Source organism: Morganella sp. BCCO 40_0007 (assembly GCF_032989665.1).
Lineage (GTDB): Bacteria > Pseudomonadota > Gammaproteobacteria > Enterobacterales > Enterobacteriaceae > Morganella > Morganella sibonii.
Genome location: NZ_JAVBIN010000004.1, coordinates 101,968 through 125,320 on the forward strand (window position 1 = coordinate 101,968; position 23,353 = coordinate 125,320).

Consider the following 23,353-nt stretch of genomic DNA (forward strand, 5'->3'; position numbering starts at 1 on the left):
GTGAAAACACAACACTGCCTGCCGATTCTCATTATTGCCGGATTATGGAGTTATCCCCGCGAAGGCGTTACGGAGGAATTCGATACCACTCTGCTGGCCGGAGAGTCCGCCAAAGGGGATATTTCACGTTTATATCAGGAAAATACACTGCCGTCCGGCGAGCAGCTGATGGATGTTTATGTCAATAACACCTGGAAAGGCCAGTTCACGGTTGAGGTGGGAGAGCACAATAATGCCCTGAATTTTCAGCCGGAAGATATTAATAAGCTCGGACTGAACCTTTCTGATGATGCAAAAAAATTATCCGCAGAGAAACAGCCGGTTCCGGCAGATACTCTGACATCCGGACTGACTTACCACCTGAATAAAAGTACATTACGGTTAGATCTGTCCGTTCCGCAAATCGGGGTAAAAACAGCCGATGCCGGTTATATCGATCCGGAATTATGGGATCACGGACAACCCGCCTTTATTCTCGGCTATAACGCCAATTACTATAACGCCAGACAAAAAAAGAATAACAAACAAAGCAACGACAGCTTTTTTGCCACGGTAAATACCGGGCTGAATCTCGGTGTCTGGCAATTTCGTGATGAATCCGTTTACTCCGCTTATTCCGGCGGACATAAGGGCTGGAAAAATAACAGCCGTTACCTTTATCGTCCGCTCAGCCGTATTTTATCTGCGCTGACACTGGGGGATTTTTATACACCACCTTCTCTGTTCGGCAGCTTTAAATTCAGAGGGGTATCACTGGCTACGGATATGAATATGCTGCCACCGTCCGGCCAGGGATTCGCGCCGATCATCCGGGGGATTGCCCGGACTAACGCTCTTGTCAGTATTTACCAGAACGGTAATCTTATTTTTCAGGAAAATGTGCCGCCGGGTGAGTTTATGTTCCGTGATATTCAGCCGACCGGCGGCAGCGGTGATTTTTCTGTCGTAATTCAGGAAGCAGACGGCCGGAAAGAATCATTTACCGTCCCCTTCTCCGCGGTGCCCGATATGCTGAAAGAGGGGATTTATAATTACAGTCTGACCGCCGGTCAGGCGCGGCTGGATAATACACATTACCGCCCGGAGTTTATTCAGGGAGAATTTCGTTACGGGCTGAATAATACCGTAACGCTCTACACCGGCGGGATTGCCGGAAAAGATTACCGTTCCGTTCTGGCGGGCAGTGCCTGGAACCTGCCGTTCGGCGCGCTTTCCGTGGATGTCACTCAGGCAAATGCGGACTTTAAAACCGGCCGCAAAAGCGGCCAGAGCTACCGTATCGCATACAGTAAGTTTGTCAGTACCACCTCCACAAACCTGACGCTGGCGACATACCGCTACTCCACCGGGGATTTTTACAGTTTCACGGATGCTGTCTATCAGCAGGATAATTACCGTGCCTGGGATGCTTACCGTAATGAGCAGGAAAACCTCACCGATAACACGCCGCGGCAGATACCGGATCTGATGACACTGGATGCCATGCGCGGTGCACGGGCTAAAAATACGTTCACCGTGAATTTAAATCAGTATCTGGGGGAAAACCGGGGGGTGATTTATATCTCCGGTACCCACCGGGATTACTGGAATTCCGGCGGCAGCAACCGCGAATATCAGCTCGGATATTCAAACAGTTATAACGATATCAGTTATACCGTGTCCGCATCACGGACACGTAATTTCGATGATAAAAATGAAACCCGGTTTTACCTGAATGTCAGCGTGCCGGTTTCTGTTTTCGGCAAAAGTGCATCACTCAGCAGTGGTATTTACGCCACCGATTCCCGCTATCAGCAAACAACAGTCAGCCTGAGCGGTACTGCCGGTAAAGATGACCTGGTCAACTACACGCTGACCGGTTCAAATCAGAACGGCGGCAATAACATGGCGGGCGCTAACATCAATTACCGCAACCCGTACAGCACGTTGTCCGGCTCATTCAGTGAGGGCAGTGATTACCGTCAGGCGGGAGCCGGGGCGAAAGGCACTATCGTCGCGATCCCGGGCCATATCGCCATGTCCGGTGACACCGGCAATACCTATACCATTATTGATGCCCCGCAGGCCGGTAACCGGATGGTGAATTCAGATAAAGCGTCACTGACAAACAGTGATGGTGTGGTGCTGATGACACAATCCGTCCCTTACCGCACTAATTCATACACGCTGTCAGACACAGAAAAAAGTTCCGGTGCCGAAGTGACCGGTAATATCGGCCAGATCAGCCCGTATAAAGGTGCGGTCAGTTATATCCGCATGGAAACCGATCCCCGTCAGACCTTCATTCTGCGGGCGGCACGGGAAAACGGCGGCATACTGCCGTTCGGCACAGAAGTTACCGATGAACAGCATCAGCCGCTGGGGTATGTCGGGCAGTCCGGGTTGCTCTATCTGAAAAGCGGGCAGTTGCCGTCCTCGCTGCTCATAAAACTGACAGCGGACGGGAAACAGCAGTGTGTTATCCGCAATCCGGTGGTGACACCGGATAAAAACCACAATATCTGCCGGTAAAAGGAAACAATGATGAAAACCTCCGCCGCTGTATTACTTTTATTCCTGACCGTGATAAGCAGCAGGGCGGCTTATGCCACCTGTTCGGTAACATCCACCCAGACAGCACCGGCCGTAATACTGGATATTTCCACTGATCTGACAGGCGCCACCACACCGGTATCGAAAGTATCTCAGACCAACTTCAGCGGCCAGTTTACCTGTACGACAGCAGTGGTGCTGTTTCCGAATACCATCGGAATCGACTCCCCTTTTAATGGCCGGACAGCGACAATCGGATTTAATAACGGTGCACAACTCGTCAATATCACCCTGACGGCTCAGACAAAAAAGAGTGTTTCCGGCCTGGCGGCAGGTACTCACAACGGGACAGAACTCAATACCGGTTTCACACTGCGTTTTGATCTCGTCACTACACCAACCGGTAACTACACTAAAGTCCCGGGTGATACAGTGACGATTACACCCGTCATTTTTGCCTCTGATGCCACCACACTGGGGCTGGTCGGCTGGCTGGCCGCGCTTGTCAGTAAGATTGTGCAGTTTTTACTGACACTGCAATGGCCGGCTGACCCGAATGATATGTTTTTGCAGCCGGTGCAGATTACCTACAACCCGCCGGTGACCACCTGCACCTTTACTAACGCCGGGCTGACCGTCAATCTGCCGCTGATGAGCATCAATGCCGTTAAAACCACGGATAAAGCCGGATATACCCCGTTCCGCCTGAATTTTACCTGTGGCAGTCTCCTCCCGGGCAACACCGCATCACGGGATATTACCGTTTTCCTGTCCTCATCCAATTTGCTGCCGGCCGATAAAAGCGTGCTGACCAATACCGTTTCCGGCGGTGCGGGCGGTGTCGGCTTCCGGGTGGTGAAAGCCAATAACCTCAGCAGCCCGGTACAATTTTCTGACAGTGCCAATGCTCAGGGCAGCGCCACCGGCATTTTCACTGCCGCCAAAGGCAGTGCGGTTTCACCGGCTTTCTCTGTCGATCTCGGTGCGTATTACTATCCCTACAGTCCGGGTACGGTGACACAGGGAAAAATAAGCAGTTCCGCGACCCTGGTTTTTTCCTACAACTGAACCACCGGAGGACACTATGCGGGCAGCTGTTTTTATTATCATGCTTATGTGCATTCCGGCGGGATATGCGGGAGTGATGATCAATACAACCCGGGTTATTTTTCCGGGAAATCAGGATAATACCGTGATCCAGCTGACCAACAGCGGAGAAATACCATCACTGGTACAGAGCTGGGCAGATGAGGGGGATATCAATTCCTCACCGGAAACGACCGGTGCGCCGTTTATGGTTGTGCCGCCGGTGACGCGGATCGCCGGAGGCGGCGGGCAGCAGCTGAAAATCCGGATTACGGAGAACAGCCTGCCCCATGACCGGGAATCTGTTTTTTATCTCAATGTGGTGGATATTCCGGCGAAAACCGCCGCCACCGGTAATACTCTGCAATTTGCCCTGCGGACGCGGATAAAGCTGTTTTACCGGCCGGATGACCTGCCGCTGCCGCCGGATGACGTCCCTGAACAAATTTCTGTTTCTCTGTCAGGCGAAACACTGATTCTGAACAACCCGTCACCTTACTATTTCACATTATCCGCACTCGTTTCCGGCGGAGGCAATACGCCGTCACATATCAGCACCGTGATGCTTGCCCCTTACTCAGAGAGCCGGGTGGCATATGCTGGGCATTTATCTGCGGGCGGGTCTGTCACATTGATCAGTATTGATGATAAGGGGCACAGTGTGCGGACAGAGAAAACGCTGAATTGAAAATGCCGGTCAGGTGATGACCGGCATTTGCCTTACGGATTGAGTGTATTACCGCACCGGCCGCAGAAACGGCTGTCCGGCGGATAGCCGGTGCCGCACTTCTGACAATATCCGCTGATATCCTGCGGTGCTTCCCTGCTGATCTGCTCCGGGTAACCATTATTGTCACGGCCATGCTTGTTGTAACCGGTATTACCGTGTTTGCTGCCATGACCACTACCGCCGCCGCGGTTTCCGTGACCGGAACCGGAGCCGCTATTAAAAAACCGGTTGAATAAACTCATCATATACACCTCCGGAAACACTGTTTTGTCTGTTTTAAAAAGTATAAACCCCGGAGTTAACTCCAGGGTCAAATCAAAACGGGTACTTTTACAAAAACAGACAATAGAGCCGGAGAACCCCCCCTGTTACGCCGGGTCATCCCCTTTTTCGCCGCTGTTACTGTGTGCGGAAACTTCAATCACATGCTCACCGAGCAGGATGCGTTCCACATCATCCCCTTTTACATGACGGAAATCCTGTCCCTTCACATAGTAGAAGATAAACTCACAGATATTCTGGCAACGGTCACCGATACGTTCGATAGAGCGGGCGCAGAACAGTGCGGTCAGGACACTCGGGATAGTGCGCGGATCTTCCATCATATAAGTCATCAGCTGACGGACGATCCCCTCATATTCCTGATCGACTTTCTGGTCTTCGCGGTAGATACGGATAGCTTCCTGAATATCCATACGCGCAAAAGCATCCAGCACATCATGCAGCATCTGAATCGCATGACGACCAAGGGATTCAAGGCTGACCAGCAGCGGCTGATGCTGTTGTGAGAATTTTTCCAGTGCAGTTTTGGCAATTTTATCCGCCACATCACCAATGCGCTCAAGTTCGGCGATTGTCTTTGAAATTGCCATAATCAGGCGCAGATCACTCGCCGTCGGCTGACGCTTGGCAATAATACGGACGCAGGCCTCATCAATCATCACTTCCATGATATTGACCTGCTTGTCACCGGCGATAACCTCACGCGCCAGGTCTTCATCCTGGTTATGCATGGCGGTGATCGCTTTGCTGAGCTGCTCTTCCACCAGCCCGCCCATCGTCATCATTTCTGTGCGGATATGCTCTAATTCAGCATTAAACTGCCCGGAAATATGTTTATTGTGATTCAGATTTTCCATGATTGTCTCCGCATCAGCCATAACGACCGGTGATGTAATCTTCGGTTTGTTTCTTACCCGGGGTGGTAAACAGGGTATCAGTATCACTGAATTCAATCAGTTCGCCCAGATACATAAACGCAGTGTGGTCAGAACAGCGCGCCGCCTGCTGCATGTTATGGGTGACGATCACCACGGTATATTCTGATTTCAGCTCGCTAATAAGTTCTTCAATACGCCCGGTGGAGATGGGGTCCAGCGCCGAGCACGGTTCATCAAGCAGCAGAACCTCAGGGCGGATAGCAATACCGCGCGCAATACACAAACGCTGCTGCTGACCGCCGGAGAGGCTGTAACCGCTCTGATGCAGCTTGTCTTTGGTTTCATTCCACAGCGCCGCTTTGGTCAGCGCCCACTGTACCCGCTCATCCATTTCGGCACGCGGCAGTTTTTGAAACAGACGGACACCGAAAGCAATATTGTCATAAATAGACATCGGGAACGGTGTCGGTTTCTGGAACACCATCCCCACTTTGGCGCGTAATAACGCGATATCCTGGGTATCTGTCAGAATATTGGTGCCATCCAGCAGGATTTCACCTTCCGCACGCTGTTCATTATACAGCGCGTACATTTTATTGAAGGTGCGCAGCAGGGTCGATTTCCCGCAACCGGACGGGCCGATAAAGGCCGTGACTTTATTTTTGGCAATATCCAGCGAAATGTTTTTCAGCGCGTGGAACTGGCCGTAATAGAAGTTCAGATCACGGACCTGAATTTTGCTTTCAGTTACGTTTTGAATTTTACTCATGACTCTCTCTCATTCATCCGCAGTCATTTAATCAGTGCTTTTTCTTCGCAAACAGCACACGCGCCACGATATTAATTAACAGCACACACAGTGTGATCAGCAGGACACCCGCCCAGGCCAGACTCTGCCACTCCGCGAACGGACTCATGGCAAACTTGAAGATGGTGACCGGCAGGTTGGCAATCGGCTGCATCAGATCCGTACTCCAGAACTGGTTGGAGAGGGAGGTAAAGAGCAGCGGAGCCGTTTCCCCGGCAATACGGGCAATCGCCAGCAGTACCCCGGTGATAATCCCGGAAACCGAGGCTTTCAGGGTAATCGCTGAAATCATTTTCCATTTCGGTGTGCCGAGGGCATACGCCGCTTCACGCAGGCTGTCCGGTACCAGACGCAGCATGTTTTCCGTGGTACGGATAACAATCGGGATCTGTAACAGTGCCAGGGCAATCACCCCCGCCCAGCCGGAGAAGTGCTGCATTTGCATCACCACAATGGTGTAAACAAACAGCCCGACCACAATCGACGGTGCGGATAATAAAATATCATTAATAAAACGGGTCACTTCCGCCAGCCAGGATTTACGGCCGTATTCCGCCAGATAAACCCCGGCGAGAATGCCCAGCGGTGTCCCGATAACCGTAGCCCATAAGATCAGCAGGCCGGAACCGACAATGGCGTTCGCCAGCCCGCCGCCTTCCGTATTCGGCGGTGGTGTCATTTCGGTGAACAGCGCCAGCGACATGCCGTCCATCCCTTTGGTGACTGTCGAGAACAGTATCCAGATTAACCAGAACAGCCCGAATGCCATCGTGGACATGGATAAGAACAGGGCAATGCGGTTTTTCTGGCGGCGCCAGTACTGACGTTTCTGCCGTGCGCTGATATCCACTTTCGGTTGTTGAATATTCATTTCAGCCATCTCAGCGCCCCTCTTTCTTATTCAGACGCATCACCATAAATTTGGAGATAGCAAGGACGATAAAAGTGATGACAAACAGAATCAGCCCAAGCTCCATCAGTGCTGCGGTATGCAGCCCGGATTCCGCTTCCGCGAATTCGTTCGCCAGTGCCGAGGTAATACTGTTGCCCGGCATATACAACGAGAAGCTGTCCAGCTGATAGGTGTTACCGATGATAAAGGTCACCGCCATGGTCTCCCCCAGGGCGCGCCCCAGACCCAGCATCACGCCGCCGATCACCCCGTTTTTGGTGTACGGCAGTACAATCCGCCAGATCACCTCCCAGGTGGTACAGCCGATGCCGTAAGCCGATTCTTTCATCATCACCGGCGTCTGCTCGAACACATCACGCATGACCGAGGCAATATAAGGGATGATCATAATGGCGAGGATAACACCCGCCGCCAGAATACCGATACCGAATGCCGGACCGGAGAACAGCTCGCCGACAATCGGGATGCTCGACATCACCTCGCCGACCGGCTGCTGGAAATAGGTGGCAAATAACGGGGCAAAGACAAACAGTCCCCACATGCCGTAAACGATACTCGGAATAGCCGCTAACAGTTCGATTGCGATACCCAGCGGGCGGCGCAGCCAGTTAGGTGCCAGTTCTGTCAGGAACAGCGCGATCCCGAAACTCACCGGGACGGCAATCAGCAGTGCGATAACCGAGGTCACGATGGTGCCGTAAATCGGTACCAGTGCCCCGTATTCTTCCGCCGGCGGGTTCCACTCTTTATTCCATAAGAAACCTAAGCCGAATTTTTCAATACTCGGCCAGGACGCAATAATCAGTGAAATAATAATTCCGCCCAGCAACAACAGCGTAATCAGCGCCGCCAGTTTTACCAGGGCACTGAAAAATTGGTCGCCGCGTTTGCCGGGTGGTTTCATTGCCGTGTTCAGTTCGGCCATAGTCGCTTCCGTCTTTAACACAGATCCCCCCGGTACGGGGGGATCAATTACTGGTAATTCAAAATCACTTCATCATCTGCCGCATCAGTACAGCGGCTTACCGCTGCTGTCTTTGACACTGGTTTTCCATGATGCACGGACTTGTTCAATCACTTCCTGCGGCAGTACTGCATAATCCAGTTTTTCTGCCTGCTCACCGCCGTTCTTGTATGCCCAGTCAAAGAATTTCAGAACTTCCTGCCCTTTGGCGGCATCTTTCTGATTGGTGTGAACCAGGATAAAGGTCGTGGAGGTAATCGGCCACGCATTCGGCCCCGGCTGGTTAGTCAGATCCTGAGCGAAGCTTTTTGTCCACTCGGCTTTACGCGCTGCGTTACTGAAGCTTTCACCGGTCGGGGAAACCGCATCACCGTCCGCAGAAATCAGCTTGGTGTAAGCCAGTTTGTTCTGTTTGGCGTAGGCGTATTCCACGTAACCGATAGAGCCCGGCAGACGCTGAACGAACGCTGCGATACCGTCGTTACCTTTACCGCCCAGGCCGACCGGCCAGTTAACGGTAGAGCCTGCGCCGACTTTCTCTTTCCAGTCAGGGCTGACTTTGGACAGGTAGCTGGTGAAGACGAACGAGGTACCGGAACCATCCGCACGACGGACAACCGCGATATCCTGATCCGGCAGTTTCACTGACGGGTTCAGTTTGGTAATTGCCGGGTCATTCCATTTTTTGATGTTACCCAGGTAGATATCACCCAGGGTTTTACCGTCGAGCACCAGTTCACCGGACTTCAGACCCGGCAGGTTGACGGCCAGTACCACACCGCCGATTACGGTCGGGAACTGGAATAAGTTATCAGCGGCCAGTTTATCTTCGGACAGCGGCGCATCTGACGCCCCGAAATCAACAGTGTTGGCGACAATCTGCTTCACGCCGCCGGAGGAGCCAATCCCCTGATAGTTGACTTTGTTACCGGTTTCTTTCTGGTAAGTATCAGCCCACTGCGCATACACCGGCGCAGGGAATGTTGCACCCGCCCCGGTCAGACTGGTCGCGGCAAATGCAGAAAATGCAGAGAGAGAAAGTGTCGCTGCCATAACAGTGGCTACTGCGGTACGCATCGGTTTCATGATCCCTCCTGACGGGATTTATAGATAATGACGATAAACGTTGTATCTGGTTAATGTCGGAACATGAGGGAAAATAGGACAATCTGGTGACAATAATATGTAGGTTATATGACAGTTTTATGACACTGCAGGTGCGCGGGAACACAAAAGCGGAAAAATGATGCGAAAGAACAAAAGCAGGAGACACAACCAACAAACTGATTTTATTGAGATTAAAAACAAAACCCCCGGGATAATCGCTTACCGCAGGGATTTATGACAGCCACATGACGATGACATGCCGCTGTCACAATAATTAATCGTCTCTGTCATCCGGCAGCGGCAGCATCACGCGGATACGGAATCCGCCGCGCTGACTGCGGCCGACCTCAACTTTACCGTCATGCGCATCCACAATACGGCGCAGAATCGCCAGCCCCAATCCGGTGCCTTTATTGCTGCGCGCTTTCTCACCCTGCACAAACGGCTGGAACAGGTGCGGGATATCCGCCTCATCAATACCGTTGCCGTCATCTTCCACCTGAAACCAGGCAAAATGCCCATCCAGGCCACTGCTGACACGTATCCAGCCGTTACCATAGCGGGTGGCATTGACCAGCATGTTGCCCAGCGCGCGTTTAATCGCAATCGGGTTACCGGTGAGATAAACCGGCGCCTGAATAACATCATTCTGAAGTGTGACATCCGAGTGGATGTGCGCTTCAGTCACTTCATTAAGAATGGATGTCAGTTCCAGATGCATCATCTCCATTTCACGGCCGGTACGCAGATACGCCATAAACTGCTCAATGATACCGTCACACTCTTCGATATCATTGTTAATGGATTCCGCCAGATAGTCATCCTCCGGGCTCATCATTTCCGTTGCCAGACGGATGCGCGTCAGCGGCGTGCGCAGGTCATGACTGACACCGGCCATCAGGACAGTACGATCCTGCTCCAGTGTTTTGATATCGCGGGACATCTGGTTAAACGAACGGATCACCGAGCGCACTTCCGCAGCGCCGGCTTCCCGTACGGGGACCAGTGGCCCCCCGGTTCCGATTTGCCGCGCAGCGGATTCCAGCTCGGTCAGCGGGCGGTTCTGATAACGGATAAATAACCAGACCCCGGCAAAGACAATCAGCAGAAAGGCAAAAATATAACGGAAGACCGGCGAGAACTGATCCTGACCAATTTCGGTCAGCGGCACTCTCACCCAGACATCCGGCGCAATATAGGAGTTCAGCCACAGCACGGGATAATCACGGCTGACTTCCAGCCGGACATCCGCATAGCCATCCAGATAATGACTCATCTGTTTACTGAGGGATTCAAAATGACGCGCCCAGCGCAATCCGCCCTCATCAGCTGTTTCTTCGGTAAAAAAGGTAATGCCCAGCTCTTCATAAATTTTCTTACGCAGTGCCGGCGAAACACGTACTGCGGTTCCGTCCTTCAGCACCATTTCTTCGCTCATCAGTGTGCGCACTTCATAAGCCAGAACCCGGTTAAACTGTTGCAGACTGGGCATGACAATAAAGTTCACTACGGCCAGATAACTTGTTGTTATAGTTGCAAACAACAGGAAGATGACCAGAAATAACGAGCGCGAAAAGGTACTTCTCGGCGAGAACCGCAGCCGCTTCATGCTTTATTGCCGTCCGGAACGAAGACGTAACCCAGTCCCCAGACGGTCTGGATATAACGCGGGTGTGTCGGATCTTCCTCAATCATGCGGCGCAGACGGGAAATCTGCACATCGATTGAACGTTCCATCGCACTGTATTCACGGCCGCGCGCCAGGCTCATCAGCTTATCGCGGGACAGCGGTTCACGCGGGTGTGACACCAGCACTTTCAGTACGGCAAACTCACCGCTGGTCAGCGGCATGTTTTCATCTTCGTGGAACATCTCGCGGGTGCCGAGGTTCAGCCGGAACTTACCGAACTGAATCACCGCGTCATCCTGGGACGGCGCACCCGGCAGTTCATTCGCCTGACGGCGCAGCACCGCACGGATACGTGCCAGCAGTTCACGCGGGTTAAACGGTTTCGGAATATAATCATCCGCACCGATTTCCAGCCCGACGATACGATCCACTTCTTCCCCTTTCGCCGTCACCATAATGATCGGAATCGGGTTATTCTGGCTTCTCAGACGGCGGCAGATAGACAGCCCGTCTTCGCCCGGTAACATCAGATCCAGGACAATAAGATGAATTGATTCGCGCGTCAGCAGACGATCCATTTGTTCCGCGTTTGCGGCGGTACGGACCTGGAAACCCTGCTCACTCAGATAGCGCTCAAGCAGCGCACGCAGACGCATGTCATCATCAACGACAAGGATCTTATAACTTTCCTGCATGTTTGACTCCCGGGTTCATTTTTTCATGCAACTCTTCAGATTAATTGTGCCTATTCAGCAATCGGCTGATAGCGGATAGACAAAATGACATAATTCACTTCACCGTTAGGTGTTATTACCGTTACTTCATCTTCCGCCTGTTTTCCGATTAATGCCCGGGCCACAGGGGAATCAACTGAAATCCATTTCTTTGCCGGTGAAAATTCATCAGGTCCGACGATGCGAAAAGTCTGAATTTCTTCATCATCATTTTCCAGCTCCACCCACGCCCCGAAAAATACTTTTCCTTCCTGGCGGGGGTCCGGCTCAACTATTTTTAAATTATCCAGACGTTTTGAAAGAAACCTCACGCGTCTGTCAATTTCACGCAGACGTTTCTTTCCGTATATATACTCGGCATTTTCCGAGCGATCACCCTGCGCAGCGGCTTCTGACACTGCCTGAGTGACTTGCGGGCGTTCTGTTTTCCAGAGATATTTTAACTCCTGATCCAGCGCATCCCATCCTTCACGGGTAATCAGGTTACTTTTTGCCATATGTTACCTAAACAAAAAATAAATTATTTAAATAAATTGTAATACTAAATGCATTTTCTGAAAGATAACAGCCATGCATAATTCATTTATATTACTTTATATCGGCTGGTAATTCCCGTTTTGAACACGTATAACTGTCCCCTGAAATTTTTTTACGTCAATTTATCGCAGCCGGAAAGAATATCATGATGAATGAATCTCTGAGCCAGATTATTGCCGGTGAACTGAAGGCGCAAACCCGCCAGGTCACCGCCGCAATTACCCTGCTGGATGAGGGAAATACTGTCCCTTTTATCGCCCGCTACCGGAAAGAAGTCACCGGCGGCCTGGATGATACTCAGCTGCGTCAGCTGGAAACCCGTCTCAGCTACCTGCGCGAACTGAACGACCGCCGTCAGACCATCCTCAAATCCATTGAGGAACAGGGCAAACTGACTCCTGAACTGGCGGGGGCGATTAACGGTACTCTCAGCAAAACAGAGCTGGAAGACCTCTACCTGCCTTACAAACCCAAGCGCCGCACACGCGGACAGATTGCGGCGGAAGCCGGTCTGGAACCGCTGGCAGACACGCTGTGGCAGGATCCGTCACAGACTCCGGAAACCCTCGCCGCCACCTATATTGACAGCGAAAAAGGCGTGGCAGACACCAAAGCCGCCCTTGACGGTGCACGCTACATTCTGATGGAGCGTTTCGCGGAAGATGCCGGTCTGCTGGGAAAAGTCCGTGATTACCTGTGGCGTAATGCGCACCTGGTTTCCGTTGTGATCAGCGGCAAAGAAGCGGAAGGCGCTAAATTCAGTGATTATTTTGATCACCATGAACCGATTGCCAATGTCCCGTCACACCGCGCCCTGGCGATGTTCCGCGGCCGTAATGAGGGAATTCTGCAACTCTCCCTCAATGCTGATCCGCAGTGTGAGGAGCCGCCGAAAGAGAGCTATTGCGAAGAACTCATCCGCGATTACCTCGGTGTCCGCTTTAACAATGCCCCGGCAGACAGCTGGCGCAAAGCGGTGGTGAGCTGGACATGGCGGGTGAAAGTGCTGCTGCACCTCGAAACCGAACTGATGGCCGCGCTGCGCGAAAAAGCAGAAGATGAGGCCATTAATGTCTTCGCCCGCAACCTCAGTGATTTGCTGATGGCGGCACCGGCCGGTATGCGCGCGACGATGGGACTGGATCCGGGTCTGCGTACCGGGGTGAAAGTCGCGGTGGTGGATGCCACCGGTAAAGTGCTGGCCACTGACACCATTTATCCGCACACCGGACAGACCGCCAAAGCAGCGGCGTCAGTCGCGGCACTCTGCCTGAAATACCATGTAGAACTGGTGGCTATCGGTAACGGTACCGCCTCCCGCGAAACCGAGCGTTTCTTTGCGGATGTGCAGAAACAGTTCCCGGATATCAAAGCCCAGAAAGTGATCGTCAGCGAAGCCGGAGCCTCAGTTTACTCCGCGTCAGAACTGGCAGCGGCAGAGTTTCCGGATCTGGATGTCTCACTGCGCGGCGCGGTTTCCATCGCCCGCCGGTTACAGGACCCGCTGGCTGAGCTGGTAAAAATCGACCCGAAATCCATCGGAGTCGGCCAGTATCAGCATGATGTCAGCCAGACACAACTCGCCCGCAAGCTGGATGCGGTGGTGGAAGACTGCGTAAACGCCGTCGGCGTTGACCTCAACACCGCCTCTGTCGCCCTGCTGACCCGCGTTGCCGGACTGAGCAAAGTCATTGCACAGAATATTGTTGACTGGCGTGATGAAAACGGCCGTTTTGCTGACCGTAAACAACTGCTGAAAGTCGCACGTCTCGGCCCGAAAGCTTTTGAACAGTGTGCCGGATTCCTGCGTATCGCGGGCGGAAAAAATGCGCTGGATGCCTCCACTGTTCACCCGGAAGCCTATCCGGTAGTGGAAAAAATCCTTCAGGCCACAGAGAAAACCCTCAGCGACCTGATGGGTAACAGTGATGTGCTGCGTAACCTGAAAGCACAGGACTTTGTTACTGAACAATTCGGTGTGCCGACGGTTTCCGACATCCTCAAAGAGCTGCAAAAACCCGGCCGTGACCCGCGTCCGGAGTTTAAAACCGCGACCTTTGCCGATGGCATTGAAACCATGAATGATCTGCGTCCGGGTATGGTACTGGAAGGTGCGGTCACCAACGTGACCAATTTCGGTGCTTTTGTGGATATCGGTGTTCATCAGGACGGACTGGTGCATATCTCCTCGCTGGCAAACCGCTATGTGGAAGATCCGCATACTGTGGTGAAAGCCGGGGATATTGTCAGCGTCAAAGTGCTGGATGTGGATATCGCCCGTAAGCGTATCGCGCTGACCATGCGGATGGATGAGGAGCCGGAAACGGCAGCCCGCCGCGGCGGCGGCAGTGATAAGCCACGGGCGGAAAAACGTCAGAACAGCCGCCCTGCCCGTAACGGTAATAGTGACACCTCTGCCGGCAACAGCGCGATGGGTGATGCCCTCGCCGCCGCTTTCGGTAAGCGTAAGTAACTCCCCTCTGTATCCTGTACGCGGCAGCGCCTGCTGCCCGTACTTTCCCCTCCCGTTAGTCGTGTATTGCGTTAATCAGTGGTAAAAATTGTTACTAACGTAAATCAATACGTGAAATATCTGCTCTCAATTGTTTTATACGCCGGATATCTTGATATACATCAAACTTCACTGGTTACTTTTCGGGCTAAATAGGTAAAACATTGTTGGTTATGATTTGCATTTACAGTATCAATTAAATTTGTAAGGATATTTTTCTGCCGGACTGTTCGTGCGATAATCATTTGCAATATCATTCCTTTTTGCATGGTTAACCGGAGCCTTTATGACACTTCAGCCACAACACAGTTATAAAATTCTGGGCTTTTCCGGGCAAATCAGCCCGGCATACCGTCAGAAATTATTGTCTCTGGGCATGCTGCCCGGCTCCGTTTTCCGGGTGATCCGCAGCGCACCGCTGGGCGATCCGATCCAAATCGAAACCCGGCACGTCAACCTGATGCTCAGAAAAAAAGACCTGGCGCTGCTGATGCTTGATGACGTGCAGGCATAACCCGCCGCACATCCCGCGCTGACTCACTTCTTTCCTTCTGCCACCGGCAGGAGGGGTTTGTATTTATTGATTGGCATATGACACTATGAAAGCACTCACCCTGGGACTCATCGGTAATCCCAATTCAGGGAAGACCACGCTGTTCAACCAGTTAACCGGTTCCAAACAACGCGTCGGCAACTGGGCCGGTGTGACCGTGGAACGGAAAATCGGTTATTTCACCACACCGGAACACAAGATTGAGCTGGTGGATTTGCCCGGTACCTACTCACTGACCACCATCTCCGAGCAAACGTCCTTAGACGAACAAATTGCCTGTCACTTTATCCTCAGCGGTGAAGCGGACATGCTGATTAACGTCGTCGATGCATCCAACCTCGAGCGTAACCTTTATCTGACACTGCAACTGCTGGAACTGGGTGTTCCCTGCATTATTGCCCTCAATATGCTGGATATCGCTGATAAAGCGAATATCAATATTGATATCAAAGCCCTGTCAGAACGCCTCGGCTGCCCGGTCATCCCGCTGGTCTCCACCCGCGCGTCCGGTATCTGTGAGCTGAAAGCGGCGATCGATAAACACTCAATGGCACCGCATGACGTGCTGGTGAACTATCCGGCGGCACTGCTCGACAGCATGAACAGCCTCGCACAATCTATTCCCGCAGAGGAATTCAGTGCCACACAGCGCCGCTGGCTGGCACTGCAAAGTCTGGAAGGGGATATCTACAGCCAGGCCCGCGCCGGTTTCACACCGGAGCATGTACAGTCCGTCCGTGATGCGATGCAGGCACAGCAGCAGGAAGAGCCGGAACTGGTGATTGCGGATGCCCGCTACCAGACGATTGCGGATATCTGCGAAAAAACCATTGATAACAGCCATTCCGAGCCGAACAAACTGACCGCCTCGATGGACAGAATTGTCCTCAACCGCTGGCTGGGCGTGCCGGTATTCCTGTTTGTGATGTATCTGATGTTCGTGCTTGCCATCAATATCGGCGGGGCATTGCAGCCGTTGTTTGAAGGCGGTTCGGAAGCCATTTTCATTAACGGGACACAATGGCTGGGGATCACCCTCGGCTTCCCGGACTGGCTGACCATCTTCCTCGCCCAGGGGGTCGGCGGCGGTATCAACACCGTGCTGCCGCTGGTACCGCAAATCGGGATGATGTACCTGTTCCTCTCCTTCCTGGAAGATTCCGGCTATATGGCCCGCGCTGCATTTGTGATGGACAGACTGATGCAGGCACTCGGACTGCCGGGTAAATCCTTTGTGCCGCTGATTGTCGGTTTCGGCTGTAACGTACCGTCCATTATGGGTGCCAGAACCCTGGATGCGCCGCGTGAGCGGCTGATCACCGTCCTGATGGCACCGTTTATGTCCTGCGGGGCACGGCTGGCAATCTTTGCGGTTTTCGCCGCGGCGTTCTTCGGCAAAAGCGGCGCAAGCATTGTATTCTCCCTGTATATCCTCGGGATTGTGGTGGCTATCCTCACCGGTCTGCTGCTCAAGCACACTATCATGCGCGGGGAAGCCTCACCGTTCGTGATGGAACTGCCGGTGTACCATGTACCGCATATGAAAACCCTGTTTATGCAGACCTGGCAGCGCCTGAAAGGCTTTGTGGTACGTGCGGGTAAAGTGATTATTGTCGCCAGTATGGTGATCGGTGCACTGAACAGCTTCAGTTTCTCCGGCAAACCGGCTGACAGCATCAATGATTCCGCACTGGCTTCGGTCAGTAAAGTGGTCACGCCGCTGCTCAGCCCGATTGGTGTAACCAATGATAACTGGCAGGCGACTGTCGGTCTGATCACCGGTGCGATGGCGAAAGAAGTGGTGGTCGGGACACTGAACACCCTCTACACCGCCGAGAGTATCACCAACGAACCGTTTGATCCGGAAGCTTTCGATTTATGGGGTGAGCTGGGTGATGCCGTCAATGAAACCCTGGATTCACTGGCAGATACGTTCACGTTCGCAGCCTTATCCAACCCGATCGAAGCCAGTAAAGGCGACGGTGAAATGGATGGCGGCACCATGGGTACCATGGCCGCGAAATTCGGTTCTGGTGTCGCCGCATACAGCTATCTGATCTTTGTACTGCTGTATGTACCGTGTGTGTCGGTGATGGGGGCTATCGCCCGTGAAACCAGCCGCGGCTGGATGACGTTCTCTATCCTGTGGGGTCTGAACGTGGCTTACTCACTGGCCGCACTGTTCTATCAGGCAGCCACATTCAGTGCGCATCCGGGCAGCAGTTCTGTGATTATCGCTGTGGTGGTGATTTTCAACCTGATTCTGTTTGCGCTGTTGCGCCGCACACGCAGCCGGGTGAATCTCAGCGGCTTCCGCCGTGATGCACACAGCCGCTGCGGTGGATGCTCCGGTAACGAGTGCCACTGATAAAAGGACACGGACATGATCAGCCTGATCGCAGTACGTGACGCCATTGCTCTGAACGGCCGGGCAGATGCCCGGCTCCTCAGCCACCAGCTGAATACCCCGGAAACCCTGGTGCAGGCCATGATGGAAAAGCTGGCAGCCATGGGAAAAATTGAGGCCGTGGATGTCAGCAGCTGCCTGAGCAGCAGTTGCAAACAGTGCCCGGAAAGTCAGGGCTGCGATACAAAGGTGTATCAGATCCGTTCATAATAAAAATTTAAAACGAATCATTTTTAATTAAATGATTCGTTTTTTATTAAAAATAAGCACTGACATTCCATATTATTAAGACATCCGAAATAAATAGCATCAATTTTTATCAGAATATAAAATATTATTGTTCTCTGCTCACAGCCAATAAAAATAAAGATGACAACAATAATATCAAAAGAAACTGTTTTTTCCGCAGCGGATGAGCGCTGGACAGATCAATTTGATCGGCCAGCCCAACCTCCCTTTAAAAAATTCTATGTCTTTAATGACAGCATCCTGTTTTTTTCCGGTGATATTAATCCGATATTAGCAACGCTGGCCTCATATCTGACATCCGCCCCCGGTGTGGATGAAGAATACGCGGAACGAATGGCCGAAATATCTGAAATCGATAACGATGAATGTGAAATCATAGAGGTAGACCGTACTGACGGGCGGGTTGTTTACTCGCAGAATGCATCTGTCAGTGAAGAAAACGGCCACATTTTTTACGGTGCAGGCTCAGGCTCTGCCCGCGCTATACAATCATTTATTACCGGTATCCGGGTGATTAATGAGTCAGGCAATCACTATCAGTTTATAAAACACGGGCTGCATCTTCTTATGCGAAGTATGAAATATGCGTTTAAGACAGACAAATGCTCCGGCGGAAATATTGCAAAAATAATATGGTATGACGATGGTATTATTGATAACCAACTTAACTGGATAAAACCATCAGAAATTAATAATTACCATGATAGTATAATAAAAAAGATCGCTGAGAGATTTGAAAATAAAAACGCATTAACTGAACTGATAACCATGATAATTGATGAAGAAAAACAATATGCAAAAGAATTAGAATTTGAGTCAAAAATTTTTGACGATAATTCTGCCCCGCGTTATAGTGCAAAAAACAATCAGGCTGCCAAAGGAAGATACAGCATGAATCAAACCGCCAATACAACACCGGGAGTCGCCGTTAAAACATCAGGCTCTTCTGAGGGCAAAGTCTTCAGTGCCGCATCACTTAAAGCACGCCTGGCGCAGCGTAAAGCAGAAGGCCGCAGCTGAGTCCTTCATCTGAATCAGAATTCGGCAAAAGCCGGTTGGTGATTAAACTGACCGGCTTTTTTCTGATTACCGGCCTGCAAACCCCGTCAGTACCTCACAAAACTCATCCGGATGTGAAATAAAAGGCGCATGTGCACTGTTGCGCATAATCACGGAGGATGATGACGGCAGTTGTTCATCCAGCAGTGATGCCACTTTACGCGGCACCAGCCCGTCCAGATAGCCGTAGATCCGCAGGAACGGCATCGTCAGGGACGGCAGTCCGCCGCGCAGATCGGCGGTTCTCAGAATTTCCAGTCCGGCGTTCAGTACTGCCGCATCCGGCATCGGCTGTTCCAGCACGACGGATTTCAGTGTGCGGGCATCCTGACGGGCACTTGCGGTTCCCAGTGTCTGCAATGCCAGAAAACGCTCCACGGTGCGCTGAAAATCTGTTGCCAGCTGATGCTGAAAACCGCTCAGTACTGTCGGTTTGATCCCCGGCCAGCCCTCTTCTTCCTGCGCACTAAAACAGGGCGACGAACAGATTGTCACCAGATGACTCACCGCCTGCGGATAACGCAGCGCAATATCAGCAGCCACCAGCCCGCCCAGCGACCAGCCTGCCAGTACCGCATTTTCCGGCATCTGTGCGAATACGGTATCCGACATCTCCGTCAGTGACATCTCACCAAATTCCTGACTGCGCCCGTAACCCGGTAAGTCAACCTTGTGAATACGAAAATGCGGTGCGAGCCGCATTTCAATGCTGTTCCACACTTCGCTGTTCAGTCCCCAGCCGTGTAACAGCACAAGATCGCGTGAACCTTGTCCGCTCTGCTGCCAAAAAAGCGTAGCCATCGTTATTGTTTCCTTATTTATCCGGAGGGAAGACGGATGGTTATTATTGAGAATTACTGCCTGCTGTGCAATCAGCCGCTGGCAATTGCCGTACACGGTATCTGCGGATTCTGCATGTGCGGACTCCCGGAGATGCCACCGGTCTGCCGGAGATGCGGCCTGCCGCTGGTAACCCCGGAGCCGGAGTGCGGCCGTTGTTTGCAGACTCCGCCGCCGTGGCAGAGCCTGCTGGCGGTGACCGGCTATCAGCCGCCGCTGGCCGCCCTGGTTCACCGTCTCAAATACAGCGGGCAGACCCATACAGCACGTGCGCTGGCACGACTGCAGCTGCTCCGGGTTCTGGCATCTTACCGCGCGGGAGAATATCCGAAGCCGGATTTGCTGCTCAGTGTGCCGCTTTACCGTTACCGGCAATGGCGGCGCGGGTTTAATCAGAGCGAACTTATCACCCGCCCGCTGGCAAAATGGCTGCGCTGTCCTTATGACAGTTCCGGCCTTATCCGTACCCGTGCTACACTGAGCCAGCGGATGCTGTCCCGCACGCAGCGCCTGACAAACCTGTCTTCTGCTTTTGCCTTAACCCGGGATGTCCGCGGACTGCATATTGCGCTGACCGATGATGTCATCACAACAGGGGCGACCATGACAGCGCTGTCTGAATTGCTCATTCGTGCGGGTGCGGCGGCAGTCCGGGTGTGGTGCCTTTGCCGCACCTTGTAGTGAACCCGCAAATGGGCGTATTATAACCAACCGGAACAGTCAACTATTTTTGGGCAATGTTATGATTACTATTACTGACGCTGCGCAGGCACATTTTTCCAAACTGCTTGCCAACCAGGAACCCGGCACACAAATCCGTGTTTTTGTTATTAACCCGGGCACTCCCAATGCGGAATGCGGAGTCTCTTATTGTCCGCCTGACGCTGTGGAAGCGACCGATACCGCGCTGCCGTTTGAGCAGCTGACCGCCTATGTTGATGAACTGAGCGCGCCGTTCCTTGACGAAGCCGTGATCGACTTCGTGACCGATCAGCTCGGCTCTCAGCTCACCTTAAAAGCCCCGAACGCCAAAATGCGTAAAGTGGCTGATGACGCTCCGCTGATCGAGCGTGTCGAATATGTCCTGCAATCTCAGATCAACCCGCAGCTGGCCGGACACGGCGGCCGTGTTTCCCTGATGGAAATCACGGATGAAGGCTATGCCATCCTCCAGTTCGGCGGCGGCTGTAACGGCTGCTCAATGGTCGATGTCACTCTGAAGGAAGGGATCGAAAAAGAGTTACTGAATATGTTTGCCGGTGAACTGAAAGGCGTTAAAGACCTTACTGAACATCAGCGCGGCGAACACTCTTATTACTGATAGTGCTGTTTACTGATAGTGCTGTACCGGCCGGATATCGCACGGCCTTGATATACACCGTCCGGTGAACTGCCGGGCGGGTTTCCGGCGGTGCTCTGTCACCGCTGATATTCACCTGCATACGAAAAATCATTATGGAACAAATCCGCTTAATCACACCCGATACGGCGTATGAACTCTGGCAGCAGAACGGCGCTGTCCTGGTTGATATCCGTGATCCGCAAAGCTTCCGTGCCGGTCACACTGACGGCGCATTTCACCTGACAAACGACACTGTAAACACCTTCATGGATCAGACAGATTATGAGCAGCCGGTTATGGTCATGTGTTACCATGGGCACAGCAGTCAGGGCGCGGCTCAGTATCTGCTTAATGTCGGCTATGAAACGGTATACAGCATCAACGGCGGCTTTGAGGCCTGGTTGCGCAACTACCCGGACACAGTCAGGTCACTCGCTTAACAACGGACAGCTATATGGTTTATCTGATCACCATCGCCAACCCGCGCATTGCCCAGTCATTTATTGATTATATGGCCTCGCGGGATATTGAGCTTACCATGCGTGCCACCCGCGAAGGGCGCGGTGCGGAATTGTGGCTCGAAGACGAAAGCAAGCTGGCGCAGACACAGTCTGAGCTGGACACCTTTATGCGTGATCCGATGAACAAACGCTATCTCGCGGCCAGCTGGGAATCCGGAGAAACCGATTCCCCGTTCCGCTATCCGGCTTCCCGCGTCTTCAGCAATCTGGTGACGCCGGCCGGGCCGCTGACTATCGCCGTCACGGTGCTGTGCGCACTGGTCTTTCTGTGGATGCAGATAAGCGGTACTGACGCGGTGATGGACTATCTGGCATGGCCGCAGCCTGACCAGCAGGGTGAACTGTGGCGATGGGTAAGCCCGGTTTTCCTGCATTTTGGTCTGACGCATCTTCTGATGAACCTGGCGCTGTGGTGGTATCTCGGCAGCCAGGTGGAAAAACAGCTCGGCAGCGGACGGCTGCTGGTGATCACCCTAATCTCTGCCCTGGTCAGTTGCTGGGCACAATCCTTTTTCAGCGGTTCATCTTTCGGCGGCTTATCCGGCGTGGTCTTCGCGCTGATCGGTTATGTCTGGTACACCGGCGCACGCAATCCGTCGGCCGGTATTTATCTGCCCGCCGCCATGATGATGTTCTCCGTATTATGGCTGGTTATCGGTTACTTTGATTTATTTGGTACAATACCGATTGCAAATATGGCGCATGCGTCCGGTCTGGCGACCGGCCTGCTGATGGCTGTATGGGATAACCGCCGCCGGGCGGCCTGAATAATAATGACAATATGACACCACCACCGCCTGTCACAGCACGATCCTGACTATGAGGTGGTATTGATCTGACCGGGGGATTTTGTGAAACAAACACAGCGTCACGATGCTATCGTTGAGTTAGTCAGTAAACAGGGCTATGTCAGCACAGAAGAGCTGGTCGAATACTTTAAGGTCAGCCCGCAGACCATCCGCCGTGATCTCAATGAGCTGGCGGAACAGAATAAAATTCACCGTCACCACGGCGGGGCGGCACAGCCGTCCAGTTCGGTAAATGCCGCGTATCATGAACGGAAAAGCATGTGGTCGGATGAAAAACGCCGGATTGCGCGCCGCGTCGCGGCACTGATCCCGGATGGCGCCACACTGTTTATTGATATCGGCACCACGCCGGAAGCCGTTGCGCATGAACTGCTGGAACACAAAAATCTGCGTATCGTCACCAATAACCTGAATGTCGCCACCCTGCTGATGGCGAAAGACGATTTCCGTCTGATCCTGGCCGGTGGTGAAGTCCGTTCCCGCGACGGCGGAATTGTCGGCGAAGCCACACTCGATTTTATCTCTCAGTTCCGTCTGGATTTCGGTATCCTCGGGATCAGCGGTATTGATACTGACGGCTCCCTGCTGGAATTTGATTATCACGAAGTCCGCACCAAACGGGCGATTATTGAAAACTCCCGCTGTGTGATGCTCGTTACCGACCATTCCAAATTCGGCCGTAACGCTATGGTTAACCTCGGAAATATGGGGCTGATTGATTGCCTGTTTACCGACAAACGCCCGCCGGAAAGCATCATCAAAATTCTCGGTGAGCAACAGGTACAGCTCGAAGTCTGCTGATTTTCTCCGCCCGCGTCACCGCCCGGTGGCGCGGTATTTCACCCTCTTTTCTCCCCCGC

Annotated in this window: 23 protein-coding genes; 13 read left to right on the top strand and 10 right to left on the bottom strand. The window is 52.6% G+C overall.

Annotation, left to right across the window (positions count from 1 at the left end):
- The 3 genes from R5268_RS06245 (at position 1) to R5268_RS06255 (ending at position 4,306) form a co-directional block, all read left to right on the top strand.
- Positions 1–2,511 (top strand): fimbria/pilus outer membrane usher protein, encoded by a 2,511-nt coding sequence (locus tag R5268_RS06245; RefSeq protein ID WP_317419005.1) that lies wholly within the window; start codon positions 1–3, stop codon positions 2,509–2,511.
- A gap of 9 nt (positions 2,512–2,520) precedes the next feature.
- Complete coding sequence (locus R5268_RS06250; protein ID WP_218454894.1) at positions 2,521–3,600, top strand: fimbrial protein; 1,080 nt, start codon at positions 2,521–2,523, stop codon at positions 3,598–3,600.
- Positions 3,601–3,676: 76 nt separating this feature from the next.
- Positions 3,677–4,306, top strand: coding sequence for a molecular chaperone (locus tag R5268_RS06255; RefSeq protein ID WP_247719142.1), 630 nt, complete (start codon positions 3,677–3,679; stop codon positions 4,304–4,306).
- Between the two features lie 32 nt (positions 4,307–4,338).
- Here the strand turns inward: R5268_RS06255 and R5268_RS06260 are convergent, their stop codons facing one another.
- The 9 genes from R5268_RS06260 to greB form a co-directional block, all read right to left on the bottom strand.
- The gene (locus R5268_RS06260; protein ID WP_247716710.1) at positions 4,339–4,593 is read right to left on the bottom strand and encodes a zinc-ribbon domain-containing protein; all 255 of its coding nucleotides are present in this window, start codon (positions 4,591–4,593) and stop codon (positions 4,339–4,341) included.
- Between the two features lie 123 nt (positions 4,594–4,716).
- Positions 4,717–5,487 (bottom strand): phosphate signaling complex protein PhoU, encoded by a 771-nt coding sequence (gene phoU / locus R5268_RS06265; RefSeq protein ID WP_046895087.1) that lies wholly within the window; start codon positions 5,485–5,487, stop codon positions 4,717–4,719.
- A gap of 13 nt (positions 5,488–5,500) precedes the next feature.
- On the bottom strand, positions 5,501–6,277 hold the full coding sequence (pstB, locus tag R5268_RS06270) for a phosphate ABC transporter ATP-binding protein PstB (RefSeq protein ID WP_317419004.1): 777 nt from the start codon (positions 6,275–6,277) through the stop codon (positions 5,501–5,503).
- 31 nt (positions 6,278–6,308) lie between these two features.
- Positions 6,309–7,196, bottom strand: coding sequence for a phosphate ABC transporter permease PstA (gene pstA / locus R5268_RS06275; RefSeq protein ID WP_107679889.1), 888 nt, complete (start codon positions 7,194–7,196; stop codon positions 6,309–6,311).
- Between the two features lies 1 nt (position 7,197).
- Positions 7,198–8,154, bottom strand: a complete 957-nt coding sequence (gene pstC / locus R5268_RS06280; protein WP_046895018.1) for a phosphate ABC transporter permease PstC — start codon at positions 8,152–8,154, stop codon at positions 7,198–7,200.
- A gap of 84 nt (positions 8,155–8,238) precedes the next feature.
- Positions 8,239–9,279: a phosphate ABC transporter substrate-binding protein PstS gene (gene pstS / locus R5268_RS06285; protein WP_107679888.1), complete on the bottom strand. Its 1,041-nt coding sequence runs from the start codon at positions 9,277–9,279 to the stop codon at positions 8,239–8,241.
- 295 nt (positions 9,280–9,574) lie between these two features.
- Positions 9,575–10,909: a two-component system sensor histidine kinase EnvZ gene (gene envZ, locus R5268_RS06290; RefSeq protein ID WP_317419003.1), complete on the bottom strand. Its 1,335-nt coding sequence runs from the start codon at positions 10,907–10,909 to the stop codon at positions 9,575–9,577.
- Complete coding sequence (gene ompR / locus R5268_RS06295) at positions 10,906–11,625, bottom strand: two-component system response regulator OmpR (RefSeq protein ID WP_046895021.1); 720 nt, start codon at positions 11,623–11,625, stop codon at positions 10,906–10,908. The genes envZ and ompR overlap by 4 nt, the downstream gene beginning before the upstream one ends.
- Positions 11,626–11,675: 50 nt before the next feature.
- Positions 11,676–12,161 carry a transcription elongation factor GreB gene (gene greB, locus R5268_RS06300; protein ID WP_052927185.1) on the bottom strand — a complete coding sequence of 162 codons (486 nt, stop codon included), beginning with the start codon at positions 12,159–12,161 and terminating at the stop codon, positions 11,676–11,678.
- A 185-nt stretch (positions 12,162–12,346) separates the two neighbouring features.
- Here greB and R5268_RS06305 point away from each other — a divergent pair, with 185 nt between their 5' ends.
- The 5 genes from R5268_RS06305 (at position 12,347) to R5268_RS06325 (ending at position 18,942) form a co-directional block, all read left to right on the top strand.
- On the top strand, positions 12,347–14,674 hold the full coding sequence (locus R5268_RS06305) for a Tex family protein (protein WP_052927184.1): 2,328 nt from the start codon (positions 12,347–12,349) through the stop codon (positions 14,672–14,674).
- Positions 14,675–14,999: 325 nt separating this feature from the next.
- A complete protein-coding gene (gene feoA / locus R5268_RS06310) occupies positions 15,000–15,227 on the top strand; it encodes a ferrous iron transporter A (RefSeq protein ID WP_004237966.1) in 228 nt (75 codons plus the stop codon).
- An 85-nt stretch (positions 15,228–15,312) separates the two neighbouring features.
- Positions 15,313–17,634, top strand: a complete 2,322-nt coding sequence (gene feoB, locus R5268_RS06315; protein WP_052927183.1) for a Fe(2+) transporter permease subunit FeoB — start codon at positions 15,313–15,315, stop codon at positions 17,632–17,634.
- Positions 17,635–17,649: 15 nt separating this feature from the next.
- Positions 17,650–17,883: a FeoC-like transcriptional regulator gene (locus R5268_RS06320; protein ID WP_046895025.1), complete on the top strand. Its 234-nt coding sequence runs from the start codon at positions 17,650–17,652 to the stop codon at positions 17,881–17,883.
- 159 nt (positions 17,884–18,042) lie between these two features.
- Positions 18,043–18,942, top strand: coding sequence for a hypothetical protein (locus R5268_RS06325; protein ID WP_317419000.1), 900 nt, complete (start codon positions 18,043–18,045; stop codon positions 18,940–18,942).
- 66 nt (positions 18,943–19,008) lie between these two features.
- Here R5268_RS06325 and bioH read toward each other — a convergent pair whose 3' ends face one another.
- Positions 19,009–19,782 carry a pimeloyl-ACP methyl ester esterase BioH gene (gene bioH, locus R5268_RS06330; RefSeq protein WP_317418999.1) on the bottom strand — a complete coding sequence of 258 codons (774 nt, stop codon included), beginning with the start codon at positions 19,780–19,782 and terminating at the stop codon, positions 19,009–19,011.
- Between the two features lie 36 nt (positions 19,783–19,818).
- Between bioH and R5268_RS06335 the strand changes: the two genes are divergently transcribed.
- The 5 genes from R5268_RS06335 (at position 19,819) to R5268_RS06355 (ending at position 23,294) form a co-directional block, all read left to right on the top strand.
- Positions 19,819–20,502 (top strand): phosphoribosyltransferase family protein, encoded by a 684-nt coding sequence (locus tag R5268_RS06335; RefSeq protein ID WP_317418998.1) that lies wholly within the window; start codon positions 19,819–19,821, stop codon positions 20,500–20,502.
- A 61-nt stretch (positions 20,503–20,563) separates the two neighbouring features.
- Entirely contained in the window at positions 20,564–21,142 is a 579-nt protein-coding gene (nfuA, locus tag R5268_RS06340; protein ID WP_004237958.1) for a Fe-S biogenesis protein NfuA, read from the top strand.
- Positions 21,143–21,276: 134 nt separating this feature from the next.
- Entirely contained in the window at positions 21,277–21,603 is a 327-nt protein-coding gene (gene glpE, locus R5268_RS06345) for a thiosulfate sulfurtransferase GlpE (RefSeq protein ID WP_004237957.1), read from the top strand.
- Positions 21,604–21,617: 14 nt separating this feature from the next.
- Positions 21,618–22,451 (top strand): rhomboid family intramembrane serine protease GlpG, encoded by an 834-nt coding sequence (gene glpG, locus R5268_RS06350; RefSeq protein WP_054423444.1) that lies wholly within the window; start codon positions 21,618–21,620, stop codon positions 22,449–22,451.
- 84 nt (positions 22,452–22,535) lie between these two features.
- Complete coding sequence (locus R5268_RS06355) at positions 22,536–23,294, top strand: DeoR/GlpR family transcriptional regulator (protein ID WP_046895030.1); 759 nt, start codon at positions 22,536–22,538, stop codon at positions 23,292–23,294.
- Positions 23,295–23,353: the final 59 nt, after the last annotated feature.